General features: G+C 56.8%; 14 protein-coding genes. 13 read left to right on the forward strand and 1 reads right to left on the reverse strand.

The window, feature by feature from the left end:
* Positions 1-336: 336 nt before the first annotated feature.
* The 4 genes from addB (at position 337) to AC0LWN_RS16515 (ending at position 13,568) form a co-directional block, all read left to right on the forward strand.
* Positions 337-3,858 (forward strand): helicase-exonuclease AddAB subunit AddB, encoded by a 3,522-nt coding sequence (addB, locus tag AC0LWN_RS16500; RefSeq protein ID WP_474667136.1) that lies wholly within the window; start codon positions 337-339, stop codon positions 3,856-3,858.
* Positions 3,855-7,979: a UvrD-helicase domain-containing protein gene (locus AC0LWN_RS16505; RefSeq protein WP_474667138.1), complete on the forward strand. Its 4,125-nt coding sequence runs from the start codon at positions 3,855-3,857 to the stop codon at positions 7,977-7,979. The genes addB and AC0LWN_RS16505 overlap by 4 nt, the downstream gene beginning before the upstream one ends.
* Before the next feature lie 740 nt (positions 7,980-8,719).
* A complete protein-coding gene (locus AC0LWN_RS16510) occupies positions 8,720-9,901 on the forward strand; it encodes an exonuclease SbcCD subunit D (protein ID WP_474667140.1) in 1,182 nt (393 codons plus the stop codon).
* A 1-nt stretch (position 9,902) separates the two neighbouring features.
* The gene (locus AC0LWN_RS16515; RefSeq protein WP_474667142.1) at positions 9,903-13,568 is read left to right on the forward strand and encodes an AAA family ATPase; all 3,666 of its coding nucleotides are present in this window, start codon (positions 9,903-9,905) and stop codon (positions 13,566-13,568) included.
* Between the two features lie 120 nt (positions 13,569-13,688).
* Here AC0LWN_RS16515 and AC0LWN_RS16520 read toward each other — a convergent pair whose 3' ends face one another.
* Positions 13,689-13,850 (reverse strand): hypothetical protein, encoded by a 162-nt coding sequence (locus AC0LWN_RS16520; protein ID WP_474667144.1) that lies wholly within the window; start codon positions 13,848-13,850, stop codon positions 13,689-13,691.
* 249 nt (positions 13,851-14,099) lie between these two features.
* Here AC0LWN_RS16520 and AC0LWN_RS16525 point away from each other — a divergent pair, with 249 nt between their 5' ends.
* From AC0LWN_RS16525 to AC0LWN_RS16565, 9 genes are all read left to right on the forward strand, one after another.
* Positions 14,100-14,459 (forward strand): histidine triad nucleotide-binding protein, encoded by a 360-nt coding sequence (locus AC0LWN_RS16525; protein ID WP_458963719.1) that lies wholly within the window; start codon positions 14,100-14,102, stop codon positions 14,457-14,459.
* 140 nt (positions 14,460-14,599) lie between these two features.
* Positions 14,600-14,773: a 30S ribosomal protein S21 gene (gene rpsU / locus AC0LWN_RS16530; RefSeq protein WP_005547957.1), complete on the forward strand. Its 174-nt coding sequence runs from the start codon at positions 14,600-14,602 to the stop codon at positions 14,771-14,773.
* A gap of 15 nt (positions 14,774-14,788) precedes the next feature.
* A complete protein-coding gene (locus AC0LWN_RS16535) occupies positions 14,789-15,232 on the forward strand; it encodes a GatB/YqeY domain-containing protein (protein WP_019909242.1) in 444 nt (147 codons plus the stop codon).
* Between the two features lie 177 nt (positions 15,233-15,409).
* Positions 15,410-16,741, forward strand: coding sequence for an NfeD family protein (locus AC0LWN_RS16540; protein WP_474667478.1), 1,332 nt, complete (start codon positions 15,410-15,412; stop codon positions 16,739-16,741).
* 33 nt (positions 16,742-16,774) lie between these two features.
* Complete coding sequence (gene floA / locus AC0LWN_RS16545) at positions 16,775-17,776, forward strand: flotillin-like protein FloA (protein ID WP_458963717.1); 1,002 nt, start codon at positions 16,775-16,777, stop codon at positions 17,774-17,776.
* A gap of 16 nt (positions 17,777-17,792) precedes the next feature.
* Complete coding sequence (locus AC0LWN_RS16550; protein ID WP_474667147.1) at positions 17,793-18,389, forward strand: hypothetical protein; 597 nt, start codon at positions 17,793-17,795, stop codon at positions 18,387-18,389.
* Between the two features lie 170 nt (positions 18,390-18,559).
* On the forward strand, positions 18,560-18,853 hold the full coding sequence (gene yqfC / locus AC0LWN_RS16555; protein ID WP_458963715.1) for a sporulation protein YqfC: 294 nt from the start codon (positions 18,560-18,562) through the stop codon (positions 18,851-18,853).
* Positions 18,850-20,031, forward strand: a complete 1,182-nt coding sequence (gene yqfD, locus AC0LWN_RS16560) for a sporulation protein YqfD (RefSeq protein WP_474667150.1) — start codon at positions 18,850-18,852, stop codon at positions 20,029-20,031. Before yqfC ends, yqfD begins: the two co-directional genes overlap by 4 nt.
* Positions 20,032-20,046: 15 nt before the next feature.
* Positions 20,047-21,018: a PhoH family protein gene (locus tag AC0LWN_RS16565; RefSeq protein ID WP_458963713.1), complete on the forward strand. Its 972-nt coding sequence runs from the start codon at positions 20,047-20,049 to the stop codon at positions 21,016-21,018.
* The last annotated feature ends 9 nt before the right edge of the window (positions 21,019-21,027 follow it).

Consider the following 21,027-nt stretch of genomic DNA (forward strand, 5'->3'; position numbering starts at 1 on the left):
GTTTTCAAAAGAGCGAACACCTGTTTTGATTATATCAGATCAAACCATGTAGGACAATTAAGCTGTCCAAAGACAGCCCTTGTCCTAAGCCGATTCATCCCATGCCTGAAGACGTTGGGCTTTCTCGGCTATATACTGTAAGCGGTGTAACAATAACGGCACGACGCTGGCAGGTTGTTCCTCATGGGAATGATCTGCCGGCGTTTTTTTTGTGCTTTTGTGCAGAGAAGGACTGTAAGTTTCTTGAATTTCATGGCAAACGCATGTTCCGGTTATTGTTAGTATGCTATAATAATGGGACGAAGAAATGCAGAGCTACGGAAGGAGCTTGTCGTTATGCCGGTAACCTTGTTAACAGGCCGCTCGGGCAGCGGAAAGACTACGAAAATATGGAGGGAAGTAACCTCCGCTCTGGAGCAGGAGCCGCTGGGCGCGCCGATTATTGTGCTTGTTCCGGAGCAAGGCTCCTTTGGAGCGGAGCGCGGACTGCTAACAGCGGGGAAGGTGCGGGGAAGCGTCCGGGCGCAGACGCTCAGCTTCTCGCGGCTTGCTTACCGGGTACGGCAGGAAACCGGAGGCAGCGCCAGTCTGCCCATTTCAGAAGAAGGCAAGAAGATGCTTATCTACCGGATTATCAGCCGCCGCAAGGAGGAGCTGAAGCTCTTCGGCGCATCGAGTGACAGACCGGGGTTTGTGGAGCGGTTGAGCCAGCTGCACACGGAGCTGAAGCGCTGCTGCCTGGGTGCAGCCGATCTGGAGGAGCAGTTGTCAAGGATGCGGGACTCCACCCTAAGAAGTCCGATTCTTGCCAGCAAGCTGGATGATCTGCATCTGGTGTTCAGCGAGCTGGAGCAGGAGATGTCCCGGCTGTACATTGACGAGGAAGACCGGCTGAATGAGCTGGCTGAGCATATAAAGGAATCCACATACATACGCGGAGCGGAGATTTGGGTGGATGGTTTTCATGGCTTTACTCCCCAGGAGTTTATCGTACTCCGCGAGCTGATGCAGTATGCCTCCAGTGTGACGATAGCGCTGACCCTGGACCGGATTTATCCTTCGGGGATGCAGCCGCATGAGCTGGATCTGTTTCATCCTGCGGCTGTAACCTACATCAAGCTGCGTGGAATGGCCGAGGAGATGGGCCAGGCGGTATGGGACGAGCAGCTCGCTCCGCAAGTGCTGCCGCGGTTTGCCGGAAGTCCGGTTCTCGCCCATTTGGAGCGGGGCTTCGGCCGCCGGAACCGCTGGAGCGGCGAGGCTGCAGAGGCTGCGGATGCTATTACCCTCACTGCGGCGGCTTCGCGCAGGGCCGAGGTTGAAGGAAGCCTTCGGGAAATGATCCGGCTTGTCCGTGACGAAGGGGCGAAATATGGCGAGATGGCTGTGTTTATGCGAAATATTGCCGATTATGAGCAGCTTGTGGTTCCGCTGTTTCAGGACTACGGCGTCCCCTTCTTCCTTGACCAGAAGATGAATGAGCTGCATCACCCGCTGGTGGAATTTATCCGCTCTGCCATTGATGTGGTCCGCCGCCGCTGGCGTTATGAGGATGTGTTCCGCTGTGTGAAGACCGAGCTGCTGCTTCCGCTTGACCATAGCGTGACCCGTGAGGATATGGATGAGCTGGAGAACTATGTGCTGGCCTGCGGCATTCAGGGCTACCGCTGGACGGATGGACGTTCCTGGAAAGGAATACCCAGCCTTTCGCTGGAAGGCGAGAGAGTCGTGGACGAGGAGCAACTGGCGAGAATGGAGGCCTGCCGGGCAATTATTACAGGCCCGTTGCAAGCCTTTGAGAAGCTGGTTAAGAAAAGCCGCAGCGGCCTGGATCTATGTAAAGCAGTATATGCTCTGCTTCAGGATACGGATGCGGCGCGCAAGCTGGAGCGGATGGGTGTGGAGGCATTAGAGGCTGGACGGCCTGAGTCGGCCCGCGAGCACAGTCAGCTCTGGGGAGCGGTGCTGGGGCTGCTGGATCAGATTGCCGAGATGATGGGCAAGGAACGAATGGACTTTGACGTTTTCTCCGGGGTATTGGAGACCGGACTGGCTGAGCTGAAAATGGGGCTGGTCCCGCCTGCGCTGGATCAGGTGCTGGTTGGGAATATGGACCGGACCCGGGTATCGGGTGTGAAGTACGCCTTTTTGCTGGGGTTCAATGAAGGTGTCGTTCCCGCTCAGTTCAAGGATGACGGTATTCTCTCGGAAGGAGAGCGTCTGCTGCTGGAGAATGCCGGAATGGAGCTAGCTTCGGGTGCGTCCCGCAAGCTGCTGGATGAGCGTTTTCTGATTTACAATGCGCTCACTGCGGCAAGCGGCAAGCTCTGGGTAAGCTACACTACTGCGGATGATGAGGGCAAAGCCCATCTGCCATCTGAAATTATCCGGCATTTGCAGGGGATGTTTCCGGGGGCGCTTAAGGAGCAGTTTGTTTCCGGGTTCCCAGCGGCTGGAGCGGCTGGCGAAGCCGGGACGGCCGCAGCTCTGCATATGAGCTTTGTCGGAGCGCCGGAGCAGACGCTGCGCATGCTGATTTTGCAGCTTCGGCAGTGGCGCCAGGGCGCCCAGATTCCTGAAATGTGGTGGGATGTATATAACTGGTTTATTGCGGACGAGGTGCATGGACCGCAACTGAAAAGCCTGCTCGGCTCACTGTTCTACCGCAATGAAGGAATCCGGCTGAAACGGGAGACCAGTCTGCGGCTTTACGGCGGAACCACACTGCGCGGCAGCGTGTCCCGCATGGAGAAGTTCGCCGCGTGCTCCTTCTCGCATTTTGCTTCCTATGGCCTGAGATTGAGGGAGCGCCAGCTATACAAGCTGCAGGCACCGGATATTGGGCAGCTGTTCCACGCCGCCCTCAGTGATATGGCGCAGCGGCTGCAGAAGCAGGGCCGCGGCTGGGGCAGTCTGACGGCGGAGGAATGCCGCCGTGAGGCGGGCGAGACCGTGGACAAGCTCTCGCCGCTCCTACAGGGCGAAATCTTGATGAGCAGCAAGCGCTACAGCTATATCTCCCGCAAGCTCAAGAGCATCGTCAGCCGCGCCTCCGTCATTCTGGGCGAGCATGCCAGACGGGGCAGCTTTGAGCCGGTAGGGCTGGAGCTGGATTTTGGTCCCGGCAAGGACCTGCCGCCGCTGAGAATCACCCTGCCAAACGGCTGTGTCATGGAAGTGGTCGGCCGGATTGACCGGGTGGACATGGCTGAAGGCGAGCAGGGTGTCCTGCTGCGGGTCATTGACTATAAATCAAGCCAGAAGGATCTTAAGCTGCACGAGGTGTATTACGGGCTGTCGCTGCAAATGCTGACCTACCTGGATGTGCTGCTTACCTATTCAGAGCAGTGGCTGGGCAAAACCGCTTTGCCGGCCGGAACACTTTATTTTCACGTGCATGATCCGCTGCTGACTTCGGCGAACGGCATGAACCGCGAGCAGGCGGAGCAGGAGCTGCTCAAGCGTTTCAAAATGAAGGGCCTGCTGACGGCTGACCGTGAAGTGGTCTCGCTTATGGATACTACGCTCGACAAGGGATATTCCTCAATTGTGCCAGTGGCGCTAAAGAGCGATGGCAGCTTCTACAGCAGCGCTTCGGTGGCTACCCCCGAGCAGTGGGGACATTTGCTGTCTTCGGTGCGCAGCACGATTTCCGATATCGGGACACGCATTACCGAAGGCGATGTGGCGATTGCGCCTTACCGCATTCAGCAGGAAACGGCCTGCACCTTCTGCGCTTTCCGGCCGGTATGCCAGTTCGATGAGGCCGTGGAAGGCAATGCTTACAACAATCTGGGCAAGCCGGGCAAGGAAGCTATCTGGGACCTGCTGTCCCGCGAAGGAGGAGAGAAGCCATGATACGGAGAGCTGAAATCGAGCCCAAGCCGGAAGGAAGCCTATGGAGCGACGACCAGTGGCGTGCCATTGCCGAGAGCGGTGACGATATCCTGGTCGCGGCGGCGGCAGGCTCCGGCAAAACGGCGGTGCTGGTGGAGCGGATTATCCGTAAAATCAGCAGCGGGGAGAGCGGGTTCAGCGTGGACCGGCTGCTGGTAGCCACATTTACGAAGGCTGCCGCCTCCGAGATGCGCCAGCGCATCCGTGAGGCGCTGGAACGGAAGCTGGAGGAAGCGGAGTCCGGGGATGGGGAAGGAAGCCGGGGCAATGAGCATCTGCGCCGCCAGCTTGCTCTGCTCGGCAAAGCCTCGATCACGACACTGCATTCCTTTTGCCTGGAGGTGATCCGGCGTTATTACCAGCTTATTCCGATTGATCCGGGCTTTCGGATTCTGAATGAGCATGAGGCGGAGATGATGCGCCAGGAGCTGCTGGAGGAGCTGCTGGAAGAGAAGTATGGAGAAGTCCGCGAGGACGGGGAAGATACTGTCTTTGTACGGCTGGCTGACTGGTTCAGCGGCGAGCGCAGCGATGATGCCGTGCATGCGCTGGTGCAGCGTCTGCACGATTTTGCGCGCAGCCATCCTTGGCCGGCAGAGTGGCTGCGGGATACGGCTGCAGATTTCTCGCTGCCGGATACGGAGGCTTTAAGCCGTACGCCTTGGGTGCAGAGCATTCTGGCGGAAGCGAAGCTGACGCTGGACGGGGCTGTAAGCCAGCTCCAGCAGGGCCGGGAAATCGCATTGCAGCCTGGCGGACCGGCTCCTTATGCCGAGAATCTGGCGGCGGATCTGGACATGGTCCAGTCGCTGCAAGAGGCGCTGGAGTTCCGCCCGTGGGCGGAGCTGTATGATATTTTTATAGAAATATCGTTTGGGAAGCTGAAGGCCTGCAAGAAGGATTCGACGGACCCCGGGCTGCAGGAGACGGTTAAGGAGTTGCGCGACAGCGTGAAGAAAAGCTTGCTGGAGCTGCAAAAGTCGCTCTTTGGACGTCCAGCAGAGACGTTCTTGAGAGAGCTGCATGAGGCGGCTCCGCTGATGCAGGAGCTGGCCGAAACGGTGATTGAGTTCGGAGAACGATACCGTGCCGAGAAAGCAGGCCGGGGACTGGTCGATTTCAGCGATCTGGAGCATTATTGTCTGCAGATTCTGCGTCATGAGGATTCTGTACCCGGCCATTCCGTACCTTCGGATGCGGCGATGGAATACCGTGACCAGTTCGACGAGGTGCTGCTGGACGAGTATCAGGATACGAACAGCGTACAGGAGGAGATCGTAAGGCTGATCTCCCGCGAATCGCCGGGCAACCGGTTTATGGTTGGAGATATGAAGCAGAGTATCTACCGTTTCCGGCTGGCCGAGCCGGGATTGTTCCTGGATAAATACCAGAGCTTCGGTTCAGGCGGAGATGGCAGCGAAGCGGAGGAGGGTACTGGAGAAGGCACTAGGCCGGTTAAGTCTGCGGGGGGCTCGGTCATTGATCTGGCCCGTAATTTCCGCAGCCGCCGGGAGGTTGTAAATGCTGTAAATATGATCTTCCGGCAGATCATGGACCGCACGGTTGCCGAAATAAGCTACGACGAGCGTGCGGAGCTGGTCTATGGAGCAAGCTTCCCGGGTGCGGAGGACAAGGGGCCGGATACTTATTTTGCCCCCGAGCTGCTCATTATCGACCGGGGAACGTCGTCCGCCGGACGCGCGGAGGAAGCCGCTGAGGATGGAGACCTTCCTCCGCAGGAGAATGAAGCTATTGAGAGCGAAACCGCTCAGCTTGAGGCGCGCGCCATTGTCCGGCGCATCTCGCAGATGACCGGCATGGCCGGCGGCGAGCCGCTGCTGATCTATGATAAAGCGCTGCGCATGATGCGGCCGGTCGTGTACGGTGATATCGTGATTCTGCTGCGGTCCGCGCGGATCTGGACACCGCTGATGATCGAGGAGCTGCGGCTTGAAGGCATCCCGGCGCATGGAGACCAGACGAAGGGCTATTTTCAGGCGACCGAGGTCGAAGTTGCCCTATCGCTGCTGCAGATTGTTGACAATCCGCGCCAGGACATTCCGCTGGCCGGGGTGCTCCGTTCTCCTGTGGTGAACCTGCGCGAAGAAGAGCTGGCGGCGGTGCGGCTGTGCAGCAACGGTTCGTTCTTCGATGCTGTGCTGGCGGCTGCGGGAGTGCAGCCTGCGGCAGGAAATGAGACGGGAACAGCCCAAGCCGGGACGGCTGCTGTAATAGATCATTTAATTGTGGCTGATGAAGCAAGAATCGCGGGAAGCAGCGGCGCGGAGAACGCGGGCGTTGCCGCCATGCCGGAGATTTCCTTGAAGCTTCAGGCGAAGCTTAAGAAATTTTTGATGCTGCTTGATGGCTGGAGAAATGCGTCACGCCAGGGCAGTCTCAGTACTTTGATCTGGCGTATTTATGGAGAGAGCGGCTATCTGGAATGGGTTGGCGGCCTGCCGGGTGGATTCCAGCGCCAGAATAATCTTACCGCTCTGTATGACCGGGCGGTACAGTTTGAAAATGACACCTCCTCGCGCGGGCTGTTCCGTTTCTTGGTGTTTATTAACCGGCTGAGGGAAAACGGAGGAGACCTTGGTGTGGCCGGAGGAGCAGGCGAAGAAGCTGGCGGCGTCAGAATTATGACTATTCACAAGTCCAAGGGTTTGGAGTTTCCTGTGGTATTTCTGGCCGGAATGGCTAAGCCATTTAACCGCCAGGATCTGCATTCCCCTTTCCTGATGCATAAGGAGCTTGGGTTTGGGCCGCGTTTTGTGGAACGGGAGACCCGGGTCAGCTATCCGACACTGCCCTATCTGGCTATTAACCGCCGTTCCCGTCTGGAGCTGCTCGCGGAGGAAATGCGTGTGCTCTATGTCGGGTTAACCCGGCCGCGCGACAAAATGATCCTCGTCGGCACGGTGAGAGATTTGCCGCGTACCCTTGCAGGCTGGAGCAGCGTGCAGGACCGTGAGGAATTGCTGCTGGCGGATCATTTGCTGGCCCGTGGCCGCAGCTATCTGGATTGGGTGGGACCGGCTCTGATCCGCCACCCGGGTGCGGCTATTCTGCGCAAGCTGGCCGGAGCCGAAGGACCGGTATCTACAGTGCTGCATCGGGATGCTTCCAACTGGAGTATTTCAACCTTGAACGCCTCTGAGCTCAGCTCCGGGTCTGTTCTGGCCAAGGATGGTAATGCGGAGACGGACGAAGAGCGGTATGCAATGCTTGAAGCCATGCGGCACGGCCGCCGTGTACCTTCCAAGAGTACTCCTGCAGAGGCGGAAATCACCGCAAGATTGAAGTGGACGTACCCATATGCTGCCGCTTCCGGCATTCCAGCCAAAACCTCCGTAACGGAGCTTAAGGCCATGCTGTCCATGCAGGAGCAGCCTTCGTACGACTTGCTGGAGGAGGCTCAGCATGCGGCAAGAGCAGGGGAGTCTGTATGGAGTAGAGCAGGTGGAGACAGCCTGCATCTGCAGCGCCCGAAATTTATGGAGAAGCGGGGCTTGTCGCCTGCGGAGCGGGGAACGGCCTATCATATGGTTATGCAGCATGTTCCGCTGGAGGGGCCGGTGGACCGCGCTGTGCTGGAAGCTACAGTGGCACGCCTAACACGGCTTGCGATTCTAAGCGATGAGCAGGCCGAAGCGGTTGAGCTAGCTGAAGTAGAGGCTTTTTATAGTGCGGAAATCGGCCGTAGACTACTGAAGGCTCCCTGGAAAAGAAGAGAGCAGCCCTTCAGCTACATGGTCCCGGCGAGTGAAGCCTACAGTGATCTTGCCTATCTGCGTGAAGCGGCTTCGGGACTTGAAGCTCCTGACGGCAGCACGGCCTTTGGGGAATCCGTCATGATTCAGGGCGTGATCGACTGTCTGTTCCGCGAAGAGGGACGTTTGATTCTGCTGGATTACAAGACAGATTCGGTACAGAGGCACCCGGGCGGCTTGGAGGTTTTGAAGGAGAAGTACCGTTTTCAACTGGAGCTGTACAGCAAGGCGCTGCTTGATATTTTGGGCGAGCCGGTCAGTGAGATCTGGCTGTACTTTTTTGACGGCGGACATGCTGTGAGGCTGTAAATTTAGAATTGGGTTTGTCTAATAAAAAGGGTAGAAGTGCAGGGCTATCGCTTACAAAATGAACTAGAAACAGGTAAAACAAGGAGAACCGTGAATAGGTGCTTCGATCAGAAATAACGGCAGAAATGCAGTTGTTGGAGCGAGATTGGGTGGTCTGACCAGGAATAACGGTAGAAATGCCGTTGTTGGAGTGAGATTGGGTGGTCTGACCAGAAATAACGGCAGAAATGCCGTTGTTGGAGCGAGATTGGGTGGTCCGATCAGAAAAAACGGCAGAAATGACGTTGTTGGAGCGAGATTGGGTGGTCTGACCAGGAATAACGGCAGAAATGCCGTTGTTGGAGTGAGGAGGGGAAGTGGGGAAATTCCACCTCAGAACCTGGCAAATAGGATAAAAGCTTCCGCAACCATGTATTCCTGAAGCATTTGAGCACAGGTGTTCAAAAAAATCCGTAAGCGATTGACCTGGGTAGAAGTGACGGGAAGTTTGGATACTTACGGAGCGGCAGCGTTCGCCTGAGAGCTTTCCGTAGGAAAGCTGGCATCATAGGCATAGGCTATATTTGGATTTCTACTGCGCCCAGCGTTTTCAATCAGGAAATTCAATCATAACAGTGGCCGGAAGTCCAAACTTTTCTCGCAGTTACGACCAGATCCCAATATGAAAATCTAAGTTTAATTTGTGCAGGAATCTATCAATCTATTAATGCCGCGTGATTGGCGGGGAAAAGAGGGCGAACATGCGCATATTGCATACGGGGGACTGGCATCTTGGCCGGACGCTGGAAGGAAGAAGCCGGCAGAAGGAGCAGGAGCAGTTCATTGATGAGCTGGTGGAAATTGCCGATTCCTCCCAGGCGGATCTTATATTAATGGCGGGTGACGTCTATGACTCAGTGAATCCTCCGGCAGCGGCGGAGCAATTGTTCTACGATGCTGCCGCCAGACTGACGGCGAACGGCAGGCCGCTCGTTGTCATCTCGGGCAATCATGATCAGCCGGAGCGCGTAGCTTCCGTGTCCCCGCTTGTCCGCAGACAGGGCATTACTCTGGTGGGCCTGCCTACCTCGGAGCCGGTGACGGTTCACGCTGTCCGCACAGGAGAAATCGCCAAAATCGCTGCTCTCCCCTACCCCTCCGAAGCCCGGCTCGGTGAACTGCTCGCCGGAGACAGTGCAGAGGAGGAACTGCGTCTCGCCTATAGCGCCCGGGTCGGCAGGCTGATGAAGCTGCTGGGCCGGGAATTTTCGCCGCAGACGGTGAATCTGGCGATGAGCCATATCTATGTACTTGGCGGCGTAGAGAGCGATTCGGAGCGGCCGATTCAGGTCGGCGGGGCGTACACCGTAGATCCCTCAGCGCTATCCTGCGGCGCCCAGTATACAGCGCTTGGACATCTCCACCGCGCCCAGCGGGTCAAAGGCGACGGCATGATCCGCTACAGCGGGTCCCCGCTCGCTTACAGCTTCTCGGAAGCCGGGCAGGCCAAATCGGTGGCGATGATTGAGGTTGCTCCAGGCGGCGAGCCATCTTTTGAGGAAATCTATCTCCGCTGCGGCCGTCCGCTAGTGGAATGGAAATCCTCCGGCGGACTGCAGGAGGTCTACAAGTGGCTGGATGAAGGCAGGGATGCTGAGGCCTTTATTGATCTGGAGCTTCGCCTGACGGAAGCGATGTCGCTGAATGATATCCAGCGGTTGCGTAAATCGCGCGAAGGGATTATACACATCCGGCCGATTTATCCGCAGATGGAGCAGGAACTGGAGGAGCTGTCCCGTTCGCGCATGCCGGTGCAGGAGCTGTTCCGCAGGTTCTACCAGCGGCAGACCGGCGGGGCGGAGCCTGAGGACAGCCTGATTGAGTTGTTCCTGGAGCTGGCGGAAGAAGACCGGCGCGAGCCTGCAGAAGGGGAGGAGAACTAAGGTGAAGCCGATTCTATTAAAAGTAGCCGGGCTGCAGAGCTATCGAGAGCAGCAGGAGATTGATTTTGAGAGCCTGACCGAGACCGGGCTGTTCGGCATTTTCGGACCGACGGGCAGCGGCAAGTCCAGTCTGCTGGATGCGATCACACTGGCCATGTATGGCAAAGTAGAACGTGCAGTGAATGGGACTCAGGGCATCATGAACCATTCCGAGGATCAGCTTAGCGTGGCTTTCACTTTTGAGCTTGTTTCCGCTGCCGGGCCGCGCCGTTACCGGGTCGAACGTAAATTCAAGCGCACCGGGGATCAAACGGTCAGCAATACGATCAGCCGCTTCATCGAGGTTACAGCGGACGGCGACCAGGTGATGGCTGACAAGCTCGCGGATGTGACGAAATGTGTGGAAGAGCATATTGGACTCAAAATGGATGACTTCACCCGTGCCGTGGTGCTGCCCCAGGGCAAATTCGCCGAGTTCCTGTCGCTGCGCGGCGTAGACCGCAGACAGATGCTTCAGCGTCTCTTTCATCTGGAGCAGTACGGCGACGGGCTGGCGCTGAAGCTCAGCCGCCGGGTTAAGGAGAACGAGGCGGCGCTGCGGGCGCTGGAGGCCGAGCAGCAGGGACTCGGCAGCGCCGGGCAGGCAGACGTTGAGGCTGCGGCCGAACGCCTGCAGGCAGCGGCCCGCCATGCTGCGGATTGCCGCCTCAGATTGGATGAGGCGGTGCAGCGGGCGGAACGCTACGCCCGAATCCGCGAGCTGCAGGATGAGCGTGCCCGCCGCGAAGAACAGCGGCGGGGTTTGCTCGCGCAGGAGGCGGACATCCTCCTGCTGGAGCAGAAGCTCGGCAAATCTGACGAAGCCGAGAAGATGCTGCCCGCGCTGAAGGCCTGGCGCAGCGCGGAAGAGGCCTGGAAGAGCCGTCTGGCCCGGGCCGAGGGCCAGGAGGCTTCCGCCGCCGCTGCCGAGCGGCAGGCGGCGGGGCTGGCAGCGGCTGAAGCGGCGGCACAGGCCGCGCTGGCCGCAGAGGAGCCTGCCCTCCGGGAATCGGAGGGCACGTACCGCCGCGCGCTCGAGCTGGAAGCCGAGCTTCGCGGGCTGCGGCAGGAGCGCGCCGCTGTGCTGGAGCGCCGCGACGAGGCCTCCCGCGGGCTGGCTGCCCGGCGGGAGGGCATGGCCCGGGAGCGTGAGCTTTTGGCCAAGGGCCAAAAGCGGCAGCAAGAGCTGCAGATGAGTCTGCAGCCGCTCGCGGTCCGCTCCCAGGAGCGGCAGTCGCTGCAGGATGCGATGCAGCGGCTGCAGGTCCTGCGTTCCGCCTCCTCCCAGTGGGAGACGGCGGAACGGGAGCGCGCTGAGCGCGCCGCGGTGCTCGCGGCGGCGGAGGCGCGCCTTGCTGCCGCCGAGGAACGGCGGCAGTCGCTGGAGGCGCAGCGCGGCGGGGGGATCGCCGCCGCAGCGCTGCACCTGGAGAAGCTGCGCGCCGGAGAGGCCGCAGCAGAAGCCGCCGTGGACAGCCTGGAGCTTCATGGAAGCACAGTGGCGGCGGCACTCAAAGGGCAAGAGCTGCACAGGCTATCGCTGTCGCTCGCCCGTGAACTTCAGGATGGGCAGCCTTGCCCGGTCTGCGGCAGCCCCCATCACCCCTTGCCTGCGCTGGAGGAAGACAGCGGCGCGCAGGAAGAGCTGGAAGCCCGGCTTGAGCTCAGCCGGACACTGGGCAGACGTGCGCTCGAAGTCCGCCATCAGTTCCATAACTTGCTGGAGCAGACCGGGGCATGGCTGGAGCAGGTTTATGGCGAAGGAGCTGCGGAGCTCATGAAGTCGCCTGCCGCTGCAGGACTGGAGCGGAGTAGCGGAACTGAAGCTACAGTTCTTCCTGGTCTGTCGGCATCTCATGCACCATCTGATCTCTCAGTCGCAACTGGTCAGTCAGCATCTCATGCATCTGAACTCTCAGCTTTGCCCGATGCTTCTGATCCGTCAGTCGCTGCTGCTCCTACCCATCTGTCGGCATCTCCAGCATTTCCTGATCTCTCAGTCGCCGCAGGTCTTTCCAATCCCACGGCAGGTTCAGCTTCTTCTGACTCCTCTGGAGTCTTTGTTTCTGATCCTTTCTCCACCACCTCACCTGTCCCAGATGAGGTGGCGCTGGCTCAGCTTGAAGCTGAGCTTGCCGGGCTGAAGGCCCGCTCCGGGGAGCTGCGCCGTACAGCGGTGGAGTGGCAGCGTTCTATGCAGGAGCAGCAGCAAATGAGACACAAGGAAGCTGCCGGGGTGGAAGCTGAAGCAGGCTGGCTGCAGGGCATCACTGCCAAAACCGGTGAACAGAGCCGGCAACTGGCAACGCTGCGTGAAGAGTGGAGCCGGCTCTTTCCTGAACTGGAGCCGGATGCTGCGGAGCAGGCATACCGTGAAATGCTGAAGAAGGACGAGCAGGCCGATGATATCAGAGGAAGACTGGAGATCAGCGTCAAGTTCCTGGAGGAGAAAAGCGCTGCCGTACAGGCCTTGCAGGAGGAAATAGCCAGCCTTGACAAGGAACTGGCGCAGTGGAATGCTCAGCTTGAGGGCAAAGAGGCGCTGGAGCAGGAGAAGGAACAGCGCCTGCAGCAATGGACAGGCGGCCGCTCCGCTGCCGCTTTGCTGGCGGAGTGTGAGAAGCGCCTGCAGGCGCTGCAGGCTGCGCTGGAGAGCAGCAAGCAGGGCCACCGGCTGGCGGCGGAACAAGCCCAGAATGCGGTGAAGGAGGCGGCTATTGCCCGCCAGGCGGCGGAGTCCGCCCGCGAGCATTGCGCAGCCGCTGCAGCCCAGTGGGAGAACAGCTTGCAATCTTCTCCGTTTGCTTCGGCTTCAGAGGTGGAAGGAGCAGCCTTGTCGCCGGAAGAACGCACCGGGGCTGCTGCCCGTGTGAAGGCTCATCGTGACGATGAAGCAGAAGTCGCATTGCAGCTTCGGAGCATAGAAGAGAAGCTGGGCGGAGCCTTCGTGAGCGGGGAGGAATGGCAGGAAAGCCAAGAGACCCTGCGCAGATGCAAGGAAGAAGACGAGAGTGCTTTGCAGAGCCGTGCGCGCGCGGAGCGTGATTTGGAGGACCTGCAGCACCGCCACATCCGCTGGATGGAGCTTGAAGGAGAGCGTGTGGAGCATGCCTCGCTCCAGGATCGGCTGTCCAAGCTGCAGACAGTGCTTCGCGGCAATGCCTTTGTGGAGTACATTGCCGAGGAGCAGTTGATGCAGGTATGCCAGGCCGCCTCGCAGCGGCTGCGCTTCCTGAGCAAACAGCGTTATGCGCTGGAGGTGGACTCCGGCGGGGGCTTTGTCATCCGTGATGACGGAAACGGGGGAGTGAGACGTCCGGTCTCGACTTTATCCGGGGGAGAAACCTTCCTGACCTCCCTGTCGCTGGCGCTGGCCCTATCGGCGCAGATTCAACTACGGGGACAGTATCCGCTGCAATTCTTTTTTCTGGATGAAGGCTTTGGCACACTCGACCCGGATTTGCTGGATACAGTTATTACTTCTCTCGAAAGATTGCATAATGATCAGTTGTCGGTCGGCATCATCAGCCACGTTCCCGAGCTGCGGGCCCGCTTGCCGCGCAAGCTGGTGATCGTGCCGGCAGAGCAGGGCGGCGGGGGTTCGCGGATTCTTTTGGAAAAAATGTGATGAGTGGGGTTGAGTGTGACATCTGTCACAGAGACACCTTCAACCCCCTGTTATAATACAGCTAAGCCGACATCATTTTGAAACACCTCGGCGGACGTATGACCGGGAATTCTCTCCTTTTCATACGTCCGCCGCCGAATCAGCTTTCTGAGCTGTGAAGGGTGTTTCTTTTTTTTGTCTTTTTTTATATGCACTTTGGAATGCCTGGATCAAAATAAACGGAAAAAGTGCCGCTTCTCTCAGCTGCACCTGCTGTATCAGATACAATTGCTGCTGGAGCATAGAACACAATATCCTCTCCAAAGTGAGTCTGTACCTATCTCTGTACCTGGTTCTGCACCTCACTCTGTACTTTATTCTGTACCTGATACAGCCCGGTAAAGACTACCCACAGTCCTCACATCTGCTGTCCCGTTAACGGCTGCCCCAATGACTGCTGCCCGCGGCTTTCCCAATCCGGAATTATCCTGTATGATTAGTTACATAATGAATCCCAGGACAGCAGCTAACAAATTATAGGAGGAAGTCCCTATGGAAACTGTGTTTAGCAAAATCATTGAAGGATCAATCCCATCCAAGAAAGTGTTTGAGAATGAGCGGATTCTGGCGTTTTATGACATTGAGCCTGCCGCTCCGGTGCATGTGCTGATCATCCCGAAGAAATACATCGCTTCCATGAAAGATGTCACACCTGAGGATCTGCCGCTGATCGCAGAGATTCACGCTGTGGCGCAGCAAATTGCGGTGGAGCTGGGGATTTCCGAGAGCGGGTACAGACTGATTAACAACTGTGGACCGGACAGCGGACAAGCCGTGCCTCATCTTCATTATCACTTGCTTGGCGGAGCCAAATTGGGCGCCCTCGTCGGGACCTCGACATCTCACGCGTAACAGATTTTTAATACGGAAGCGCCAGCCCAAAAAAAGAATGACACGAAGGTTGACACCATATTTCGCTTTGACCTATAATGAAATTTGATGAACCGTGTTGTTATGCTCTTGGACGGTCTGGTCGGAGGGAGGGAAAACTGGTGTCTGAAACGAAAGTTCGTAAAAACGAGACAATTGATGCTGCACTTCGTCGCTTTAAACGTTCCATTGCTAAAGATGGTGTCTTGGCTGAGGTGAAGAAACGCAAGCATTATGAAAAGCCAAGCGTAAAGCGCAAGAAGAAGTCTGAGGCTGCTCGTAAGAGAAAGTTTTAGGAGGATTACCCAAGCATGAATCTTAGCGAACGATTGAACGAAGATATGAAGCAAGCGATGAAGAGTAAGGACAAGTTCACACTCTCCACGATTCGAATGGTTCGTTCTACAATAAAGTATCTTGAAATAGATTTGAAGAGAACATTAGACGACAACGAAGTGCTTGATATCCTTAGTCGTGAAATCAAACAGCGCAAAGATGCCCTCCAAGAATTTGAATCAGCGGGTCGCGACGAGCTTGCCGCGAGTACGAAGGCAGAAATCGAGATTATCATTAAATACCTTCCTGAACAGCTTTCCGAAGAAGAAATTAAAGTAATTGTACAGCAGACCATCCAGGAAACCGGTGCTTCTTCGAAAAGTGAAATGGGTAAGGTGATGAGCGCACTGATGCCTAAGGTAAAGGGTCGCGCCGATGGTAAACTTGTGAACCAGGCGGTTCAGCAATTTCTGCAATAATATAACGCTAGCACCCCTTTGATAAGGGGTGTTTTTCATTATATCGTTTTTTGAAACTCCTTTACATAATAGGCGTACTAAGCATTAAGAATTGGAGATATGCTAAGGAAAGGGGGTTAAAGCTTGAACAGATTTCGAAAAATAGCTGTGGCAGCCATCTCTGTCCTTTTGCTGCTGCTGCTTTTTGTGCCTTTGCCCGGAACAGCAAGCGCAGATAACACTCCGCCGCGCGCACCGGGAGCAGCCGCCGGTGAGACCAAAAGCGGTCCGGTATTTATCATTCCGGTTGACCAGGAGATTGAGCGGGGGCTGCAGAGCTTTCTGGAGCGGGGATTTCAGGAGGCGGCCAATTACGGGGCGGTTCTGATTGTGCTGGAGATTGATACACCGGGCGGACTTGTCAATTCCGCCGAGCAAATCGGCACGCTGGTAAGGGACAGTAAAATCCCGACCGCTGCCTATATTAAAGGCGATGCCGCTTCCGCCGGCAGTTACATAGCGCTGAATGCGGGCAGCATCATCATGAAGCCCGGCAGCATGATCGGTGCGGCTTCGCTCGTAGATGGCAGTGGAAAAAGCGTAAACGACGCCAAGATGGTATCCTACTGGAAATCCAAAATGGTTGGCGCAGCTTCGCTGAATGGACGTGATCCTGAAATTGCTGCCGGAATGATGGATGTCAATCTTAGTGTCAACAAGCCTGAGCTTGGTGTGAGCAAGTCGAAGGGGCAGATTATCGCGCTCAGCAGCAGCGAAGCGCTCAAAGCCGGATATGCGGACAGCATTGCAAGCACGCCGGAAGAGGCGATTACTTGGCTTGGGTATTCCACTGCCGACATTTTTCGCGTGGAGCATACCGGTGCGGAAAAAATGTCGCATTTTCTGACAAATCCGATTATTATGACGATTCTGCTCTTCGTCGGGATCGCAGGAATTGTCATTGAATTGCTGGTGCCGGGATTTGGCGCTCCGGGCATTATAGGTACACTGGCCTTTGCCCTCTATTTTTTCGGCAACTATGTGGCGGGTTTTGCCGGTGCGGAGACCTGGCTGCTGTTCATCCTGGGCCTGGTCATGCTTGTGCTGGAGCTGTTCGTCCCAAGCTTCGGTATTCTGGGGCTGTTGGGGTCAGTCAGCCTTGTAGCGGGTGTTGTACGGGCTGCTTACAGCTATACGCATGCTTTGTTCAGTCTAGGCATCGCTTTTGCAGCAGCGGCAGTGGTGATTATTATTGTAGCCGTCACTTTCAAGGAGCGGGGCATCTGGAACCGGTTTATTTTGCAGGACAGCTTAACTAAGGAGCAGGGCTTTGTGCCTGTGCTGGAGAAGCTGGATCTGATCGGCTCTATGGGAGTCAGCCTTACGCCGCTTCGTCCAGCCGGAACGGCTATGGTGGGCGGTGAACGCGTGGATGTGGTTACGGAAGGCAGCTTTATCAGCGCGGGCATGTCCATTTCCGTTGTGAAGGTCGAAGGCGGACGTGTCGTTGTGAAGGAAGCGGAGAATTAATGGATTTTAAAAGGGTAACGGAGGATGAATAATATGGGTCAAGCTTCTATAATTACATTTTTGCTGATCGCGGTTGTTGTGATCATTGTGCTGAGCGTGTTCTTCAGTTTCTTCCCGGTAATGCTGTGGGTATCCGCGTGGGCGTCCGGTGTTAGAATCAGCATTATCACGCTGGTGGCGATGAGACTGCGGCGGGTTACGCCGAGCCGGATCGTCAATCCGCTGATCAAAGCGACGAAGGCGGGGCTGGGACTTAGCATTAACCAGCTCGAAAGCCACTACCTGGCAGGCGGTAACGTGGACCGGGTTGTTAATGCGCTGATCGCTGCACAGCGTGCGGATATTCCGCTTGAGTTCACACGCGCCGCTGCGATTGATCTTGCCGGACGTGATGTGCTGCTGGCGGTGCAGATGAGCGTCAATCCCCGGGTGATTGAGACCCCGGTTGTCGCCGCTGTAGCCAAGAACGGCATCGAGGTTAAGGTAAAGGCGAGAGTAACCGTCCGGGCCAATATTGACCGTCTCGTCGGCGGTGCAGGCGAAGAAACGATTATCGCCCGTGTTGGCGAGGGGATTGTAACTACAGTAGGTTCAAGCAGCTCCCATAAAGATGTGCTGGAGAATCCTGATTCGATCTCGCGGACCGTGCTGTCCAAGGGGCTTGACTCCGGTACGGCTTTTGAAATTCTGTCGATTGATATTGCCGACGTTGATGTGGGCAAGAATATCGGAGCTTATCTGCAGACCGAACAGGCTGAGGCGGACAAACGCATTGCCCAGGCCAAAGCGGAGGAACGCAGAGCGATGGCTGTTGCCCATGAGCAGGAAATGAAGGCCCGTGTCGTTGAGATGAAGGCGCTGGTGGTCGAATCCGAATCCCAGGTGCCGCTGGCTATGGCAGAAGCGCTGCGCTCCGGCAAGCTTGGTGTCATGGACTATATGAATCTCAAAAATATTGAAGCCGACACACAAATGCGCGGTTCGCTCGGCAAAATGGGCGACGGTGAGGATGGCAGCCGTCCAACCAATAAATAAAGGGATGTGAATTCCCATGGGCAGCTTAATTTATGTAGCGGTGGTAATTATCGTCGCGATCATCTCCAGTGTGAACAAAGCGGTCAAAAATAAGGGCAAAGGCGCTCCGGGCGGAGGCATGCCGACGTTTGGCGGAGGGGATGGCTCCCCTCGCCGGGTCCGGCCCGTTGAACGGCAGCCGGAGGCAATGCGCCCTGCCCGGGACAGCAGCGGCTTTCCTGCTCCCGGTGACAGCTTTCCAAGCCGGCCAGCGCCGCCTGCGCCGGAGAGCGAATATGACGCATCTCCAGCCTGGCCGGATGCGCCCGAGTCCCCTTCTCCCGATTATGAAACCGGAGAAGGATTGTCTTTGGAGCAATCCGGGGAGGAAGACGGAGTCCGGGCGCGCTCAGAGCGAATGCAGCGGGAGCTGGAGCGGCTGCAGGCCCGGTTTGATGGAGCAGCGGCCGCAGTGCCGTCAAGCACCGGAGCCGAGACTGAAGCCGCTTCGGCGGCAGCGGCGGCTGGCCCGCCAAAGCTTGCAGGCGGGCGTGAAGCGCTGCGCACGGGGCTGGTGTGGGCGGAGATTCTTGGCCCTCCCCGCTCCAAGCAGCCCCATTCCTCACGCAGATAAGCCTGTGCAGTTCAGAATATAAGCGGGATGATTGCAAGCCTTTGGACTCCTGATCAGGAGTTCAGGGGCTTTTTTTGTTGCGGCAGTGAGCTATGATGTGAGTTCCTCTCATAAAAAAAAGCGTTCCCGCATAAGGTGTACAGAAGGCAGGAAGGGGGAGAAGTCTACTTATGACCCGTATTGGCCGCAGGCTGCGGGGATGGACAAACGGGATGCTGGATCTTCCGCAGGATGTGCTGGAGGAGCTGCCCCGTATCACCCTGATCGGCAATAAGGAGCTGTATATCGAGAACCATCGCGGCGTGCTGCATTTTTCCTCCGAGCAGCTAAGGCTCGCGTTAGTGAAAGGCTCGCTGGAGATTGCCGGCGAAGGACTTGTGATCCGCAATATTTTGGGCCAGGAGCTGGCCGTAGAAGGCATTGTCAGAGAAATCAGATATAAGGGAAGCGAGGAGAATTCATGAAGCAGCCGCCTCTGTCATCACTGCGGGGGTTCGTTACACTGCATGTGACGGGACCGCAGGTGGAAAAGTTTATTAACGCTGTAACCGAAGCGGGCATCGTCATCTGGGATGTGAGGCCTGCCGGGAACGGCGCTTCCCTGAGCCTGCTGCTGGATGACTTTTTTGCCCTTCGGCCGCTCTTGAAAAAGACAGGCTGCCGCATGCATGTCACAGGCAGGAACGGGCTGCCGTTCAAGGCGGCGCGTCTGTGGAAACGGAAGTTTTTTGGCGCGGGGATATTGCTGTTCGGAGCTGCGCTGCTGCTGCTGTGCTCGATGGTATGGACGGTCAAGATCGAAGGGAACAACCGCCTCGCGTCCGAGGATATTCTGGATGCCGCACGCCGGGAGGGAATCTATCCGTTTCAATGGATTTGGCGCATGGATGATCCGGACAAGCTCTCCAAGAAGCTGAACTCCGGGCTGCCGGGCGTATCCTGGGTCGGGGTGTCGCGGACGGGGACGAGCGTTACGATTCAGGTGGTTGAATCTGACCAGGCGGAGAACAGACCGCTGCTCAGCAAGCGCCATCTGGTCAGCAGAACCGATGCGGTTGTGACTGAAATCTATGCCGAGCAGGGCAGGCCGGTAGTAAGCCGCAATACCCGGGTTAAAAAAGGGCAAATTCTGATCTCCGGTATGATCGGAGACGAAGGGAACTCGCAATATGTGGTTGCCAAAGGCGAGGTTAAAGGCCTGGTCTGGCATGAATACAATATAGAGGTTCCGCTGAAAACAACCGGCAGCTCTTTCACGGGTGAGAGAAAGGACCGGACCTACCTGGTGCTGGGCAAATGGGCGATCCAGTTGTGGGGCTACGGCGAATCGGATTTTGCGGAATCACGGACGCTTACGGAGCATGATCCGCTGACCTGGCGCACCTTCCAGCTTCCGCTGGGAGTGATGACCGAGAAGGAGATGGAGGTCAAAAGCACCACTGAAACCTTGACGCCGGAGGCCGCACAGGAAGAGGGGATTACGCGGGCGAAAAATGATATTTTTGCCCGGTACGGCACAGACAGCACCATAAAAAGTCAAAAAATTTTGCATGAGAAGAAAGACAATGGTAAAGTTTATATGAAAGTGCTCTTTGAAGTGGAAGAGAGAATTGCGGAGGAACTTCCGATAGTAAACAACTGAGGAGAATGAGGCTACTTGGCAGAACAGACTTCAAGCATTCGTATAGCTTTGCAAAATGCGGGAGAAGCGCAATCCCTGTTCGGCCCGCAGGATGGATTTCTGAAAATGATCGAAAGTGAAATTCCGGCGGTTATTGACTCGCGTGAAGCCGAAATTACGATACGTGGAGCGGAACGGGAAGTGGACATGCTGGAACAGCTGTTTGGCGTGCTGCTGTCGCTGATTCGCAGCGGTTACATACTCAGTGAGCGCGATGTGCAGTATGCGGTCGAACTGGCCAAGGATTTCCGTGCCGACCAGCTGCTTGATCTGTTTAAGGGTGAAATCACGACTACCTTCCGCGGCAAGCCAATCCGCGTCAAAACCATTGGACAGAAGCATTATGTAACCACCATTAAGAAGCGTGATATTGTCTTCGGCATCGGCCCCGCCGGTACCGGTAAAACCTATCTGGCCGTTGTGCTTGCGGTTACCGCGCTTAAGGAAGGCTCCGTCAAGCGTATTGTGCTTACGCGTCCGGCAGTGGAAGCAGGAGAGAGCCTGGGCTTCCTCCCGGGGGATTTGCAGGAAAAGGTCGATCCATACCTTCGTCCGCTCTATGACGCCTTATACGACGTTATGGGGCCTGATCAGGTCGCCAAGGCGCTTGAGCGGGGGCTGATTGAAATCGCGCCGCTCGCCTATATGCGGGGACGCACGCTGGATGATTCTTTCATCATCCTGGATGAAGCGCAGAATACAACACCCGAGCAAATGAAAATGTTCCTGACCCGCCTTGGCTTCGGCTCCAAAATGGTCATTACGGGCGATGTTACCCAAATAGACCTGCCGCGCGGCAAAAAATCCGGCCTGATCGAAGCCAAAGCGATTTTATCCGGTATTGAAGAGCTGGGATTTGTTTATTTTGCAGAACAGGATGTAGTACGGCATTCCCTAGTGCAGAAAATTATTGTCGCCTATGAACGCTCTGCCGAAAACCTCGAATAAAAAAGGGGA

The sequence above is a fragment of the Paenibacillus sp. sgz302115 genome (genome assembly GCF_056120445.1).

Coding starts and splice junctions, on each gene's coding strand:
- addB (WP_474667136.1), top strand. CDS start 337: ATGCCGGTAACCTTGTTAACAGGCCGCTCGGGCAGCGGAAAGACTACG.
- AC0LWN_RS16505 (WP_474667138.1), top strand. CDS start 3,855: ATGATACGGAGAGCTGAAATCGAGCCCAAGCCGGAAGGAAGCCTATGG.
- AC0LWN_RS16510 (WP_474667140.1), top strand. CDS start 8,720: ATGCGCATATTGCATACGGGGGACTGGCATCTTGGCCGGACGCTGGAA.
- AC0LWN_RS16520 (WP_474667144.1), bottom strand. CDS start 13,850: ATGCTCCAGCAGCAATTGTATCTGATACAGCAGGTGCAGCTGAGAGAA.
- AC0LWN_RS16525 (WP_458963719.1), top strand. CDS start 14,100: ATGGAAACTGTGTTTAGCAAAATCATTGAAGGATCAATCCCATCCAAG.
- AC0LWN_RS16535 (WP_019909242.1), top strand. CDS start 14,789: ATGAATCTTAGCGAACGATTGAACGAAGATATGAAGCAAGCGATGAAG.
- floA (WP_458963717.1), top strand. CDS start 16,775: ATGGGTCAAGCTTCTATAATTACATTTTTGCTGATCGCGGTTGTTGTG.
- AC0LWN_RS16550 (WP_474667147.1), top strand. CDS start 17,793: ATGGGCAGCTTAATTTATGTAGCGGTGGTAATTATCGTCGCGATCATC.
- yqfC (WP_458963715.1), top strand. CDS start 18,560: ATGACCCGTATTGGCCGCAGGCTGCGGGGATGGACAAACGGGATGCTG.
- yqfD (WP_474667150.1), top strand. CDS start 18,850: ATGAAGCAGCCGCCTCTGTCATCACTGCGGGGGTTCGTTACACTGCAT.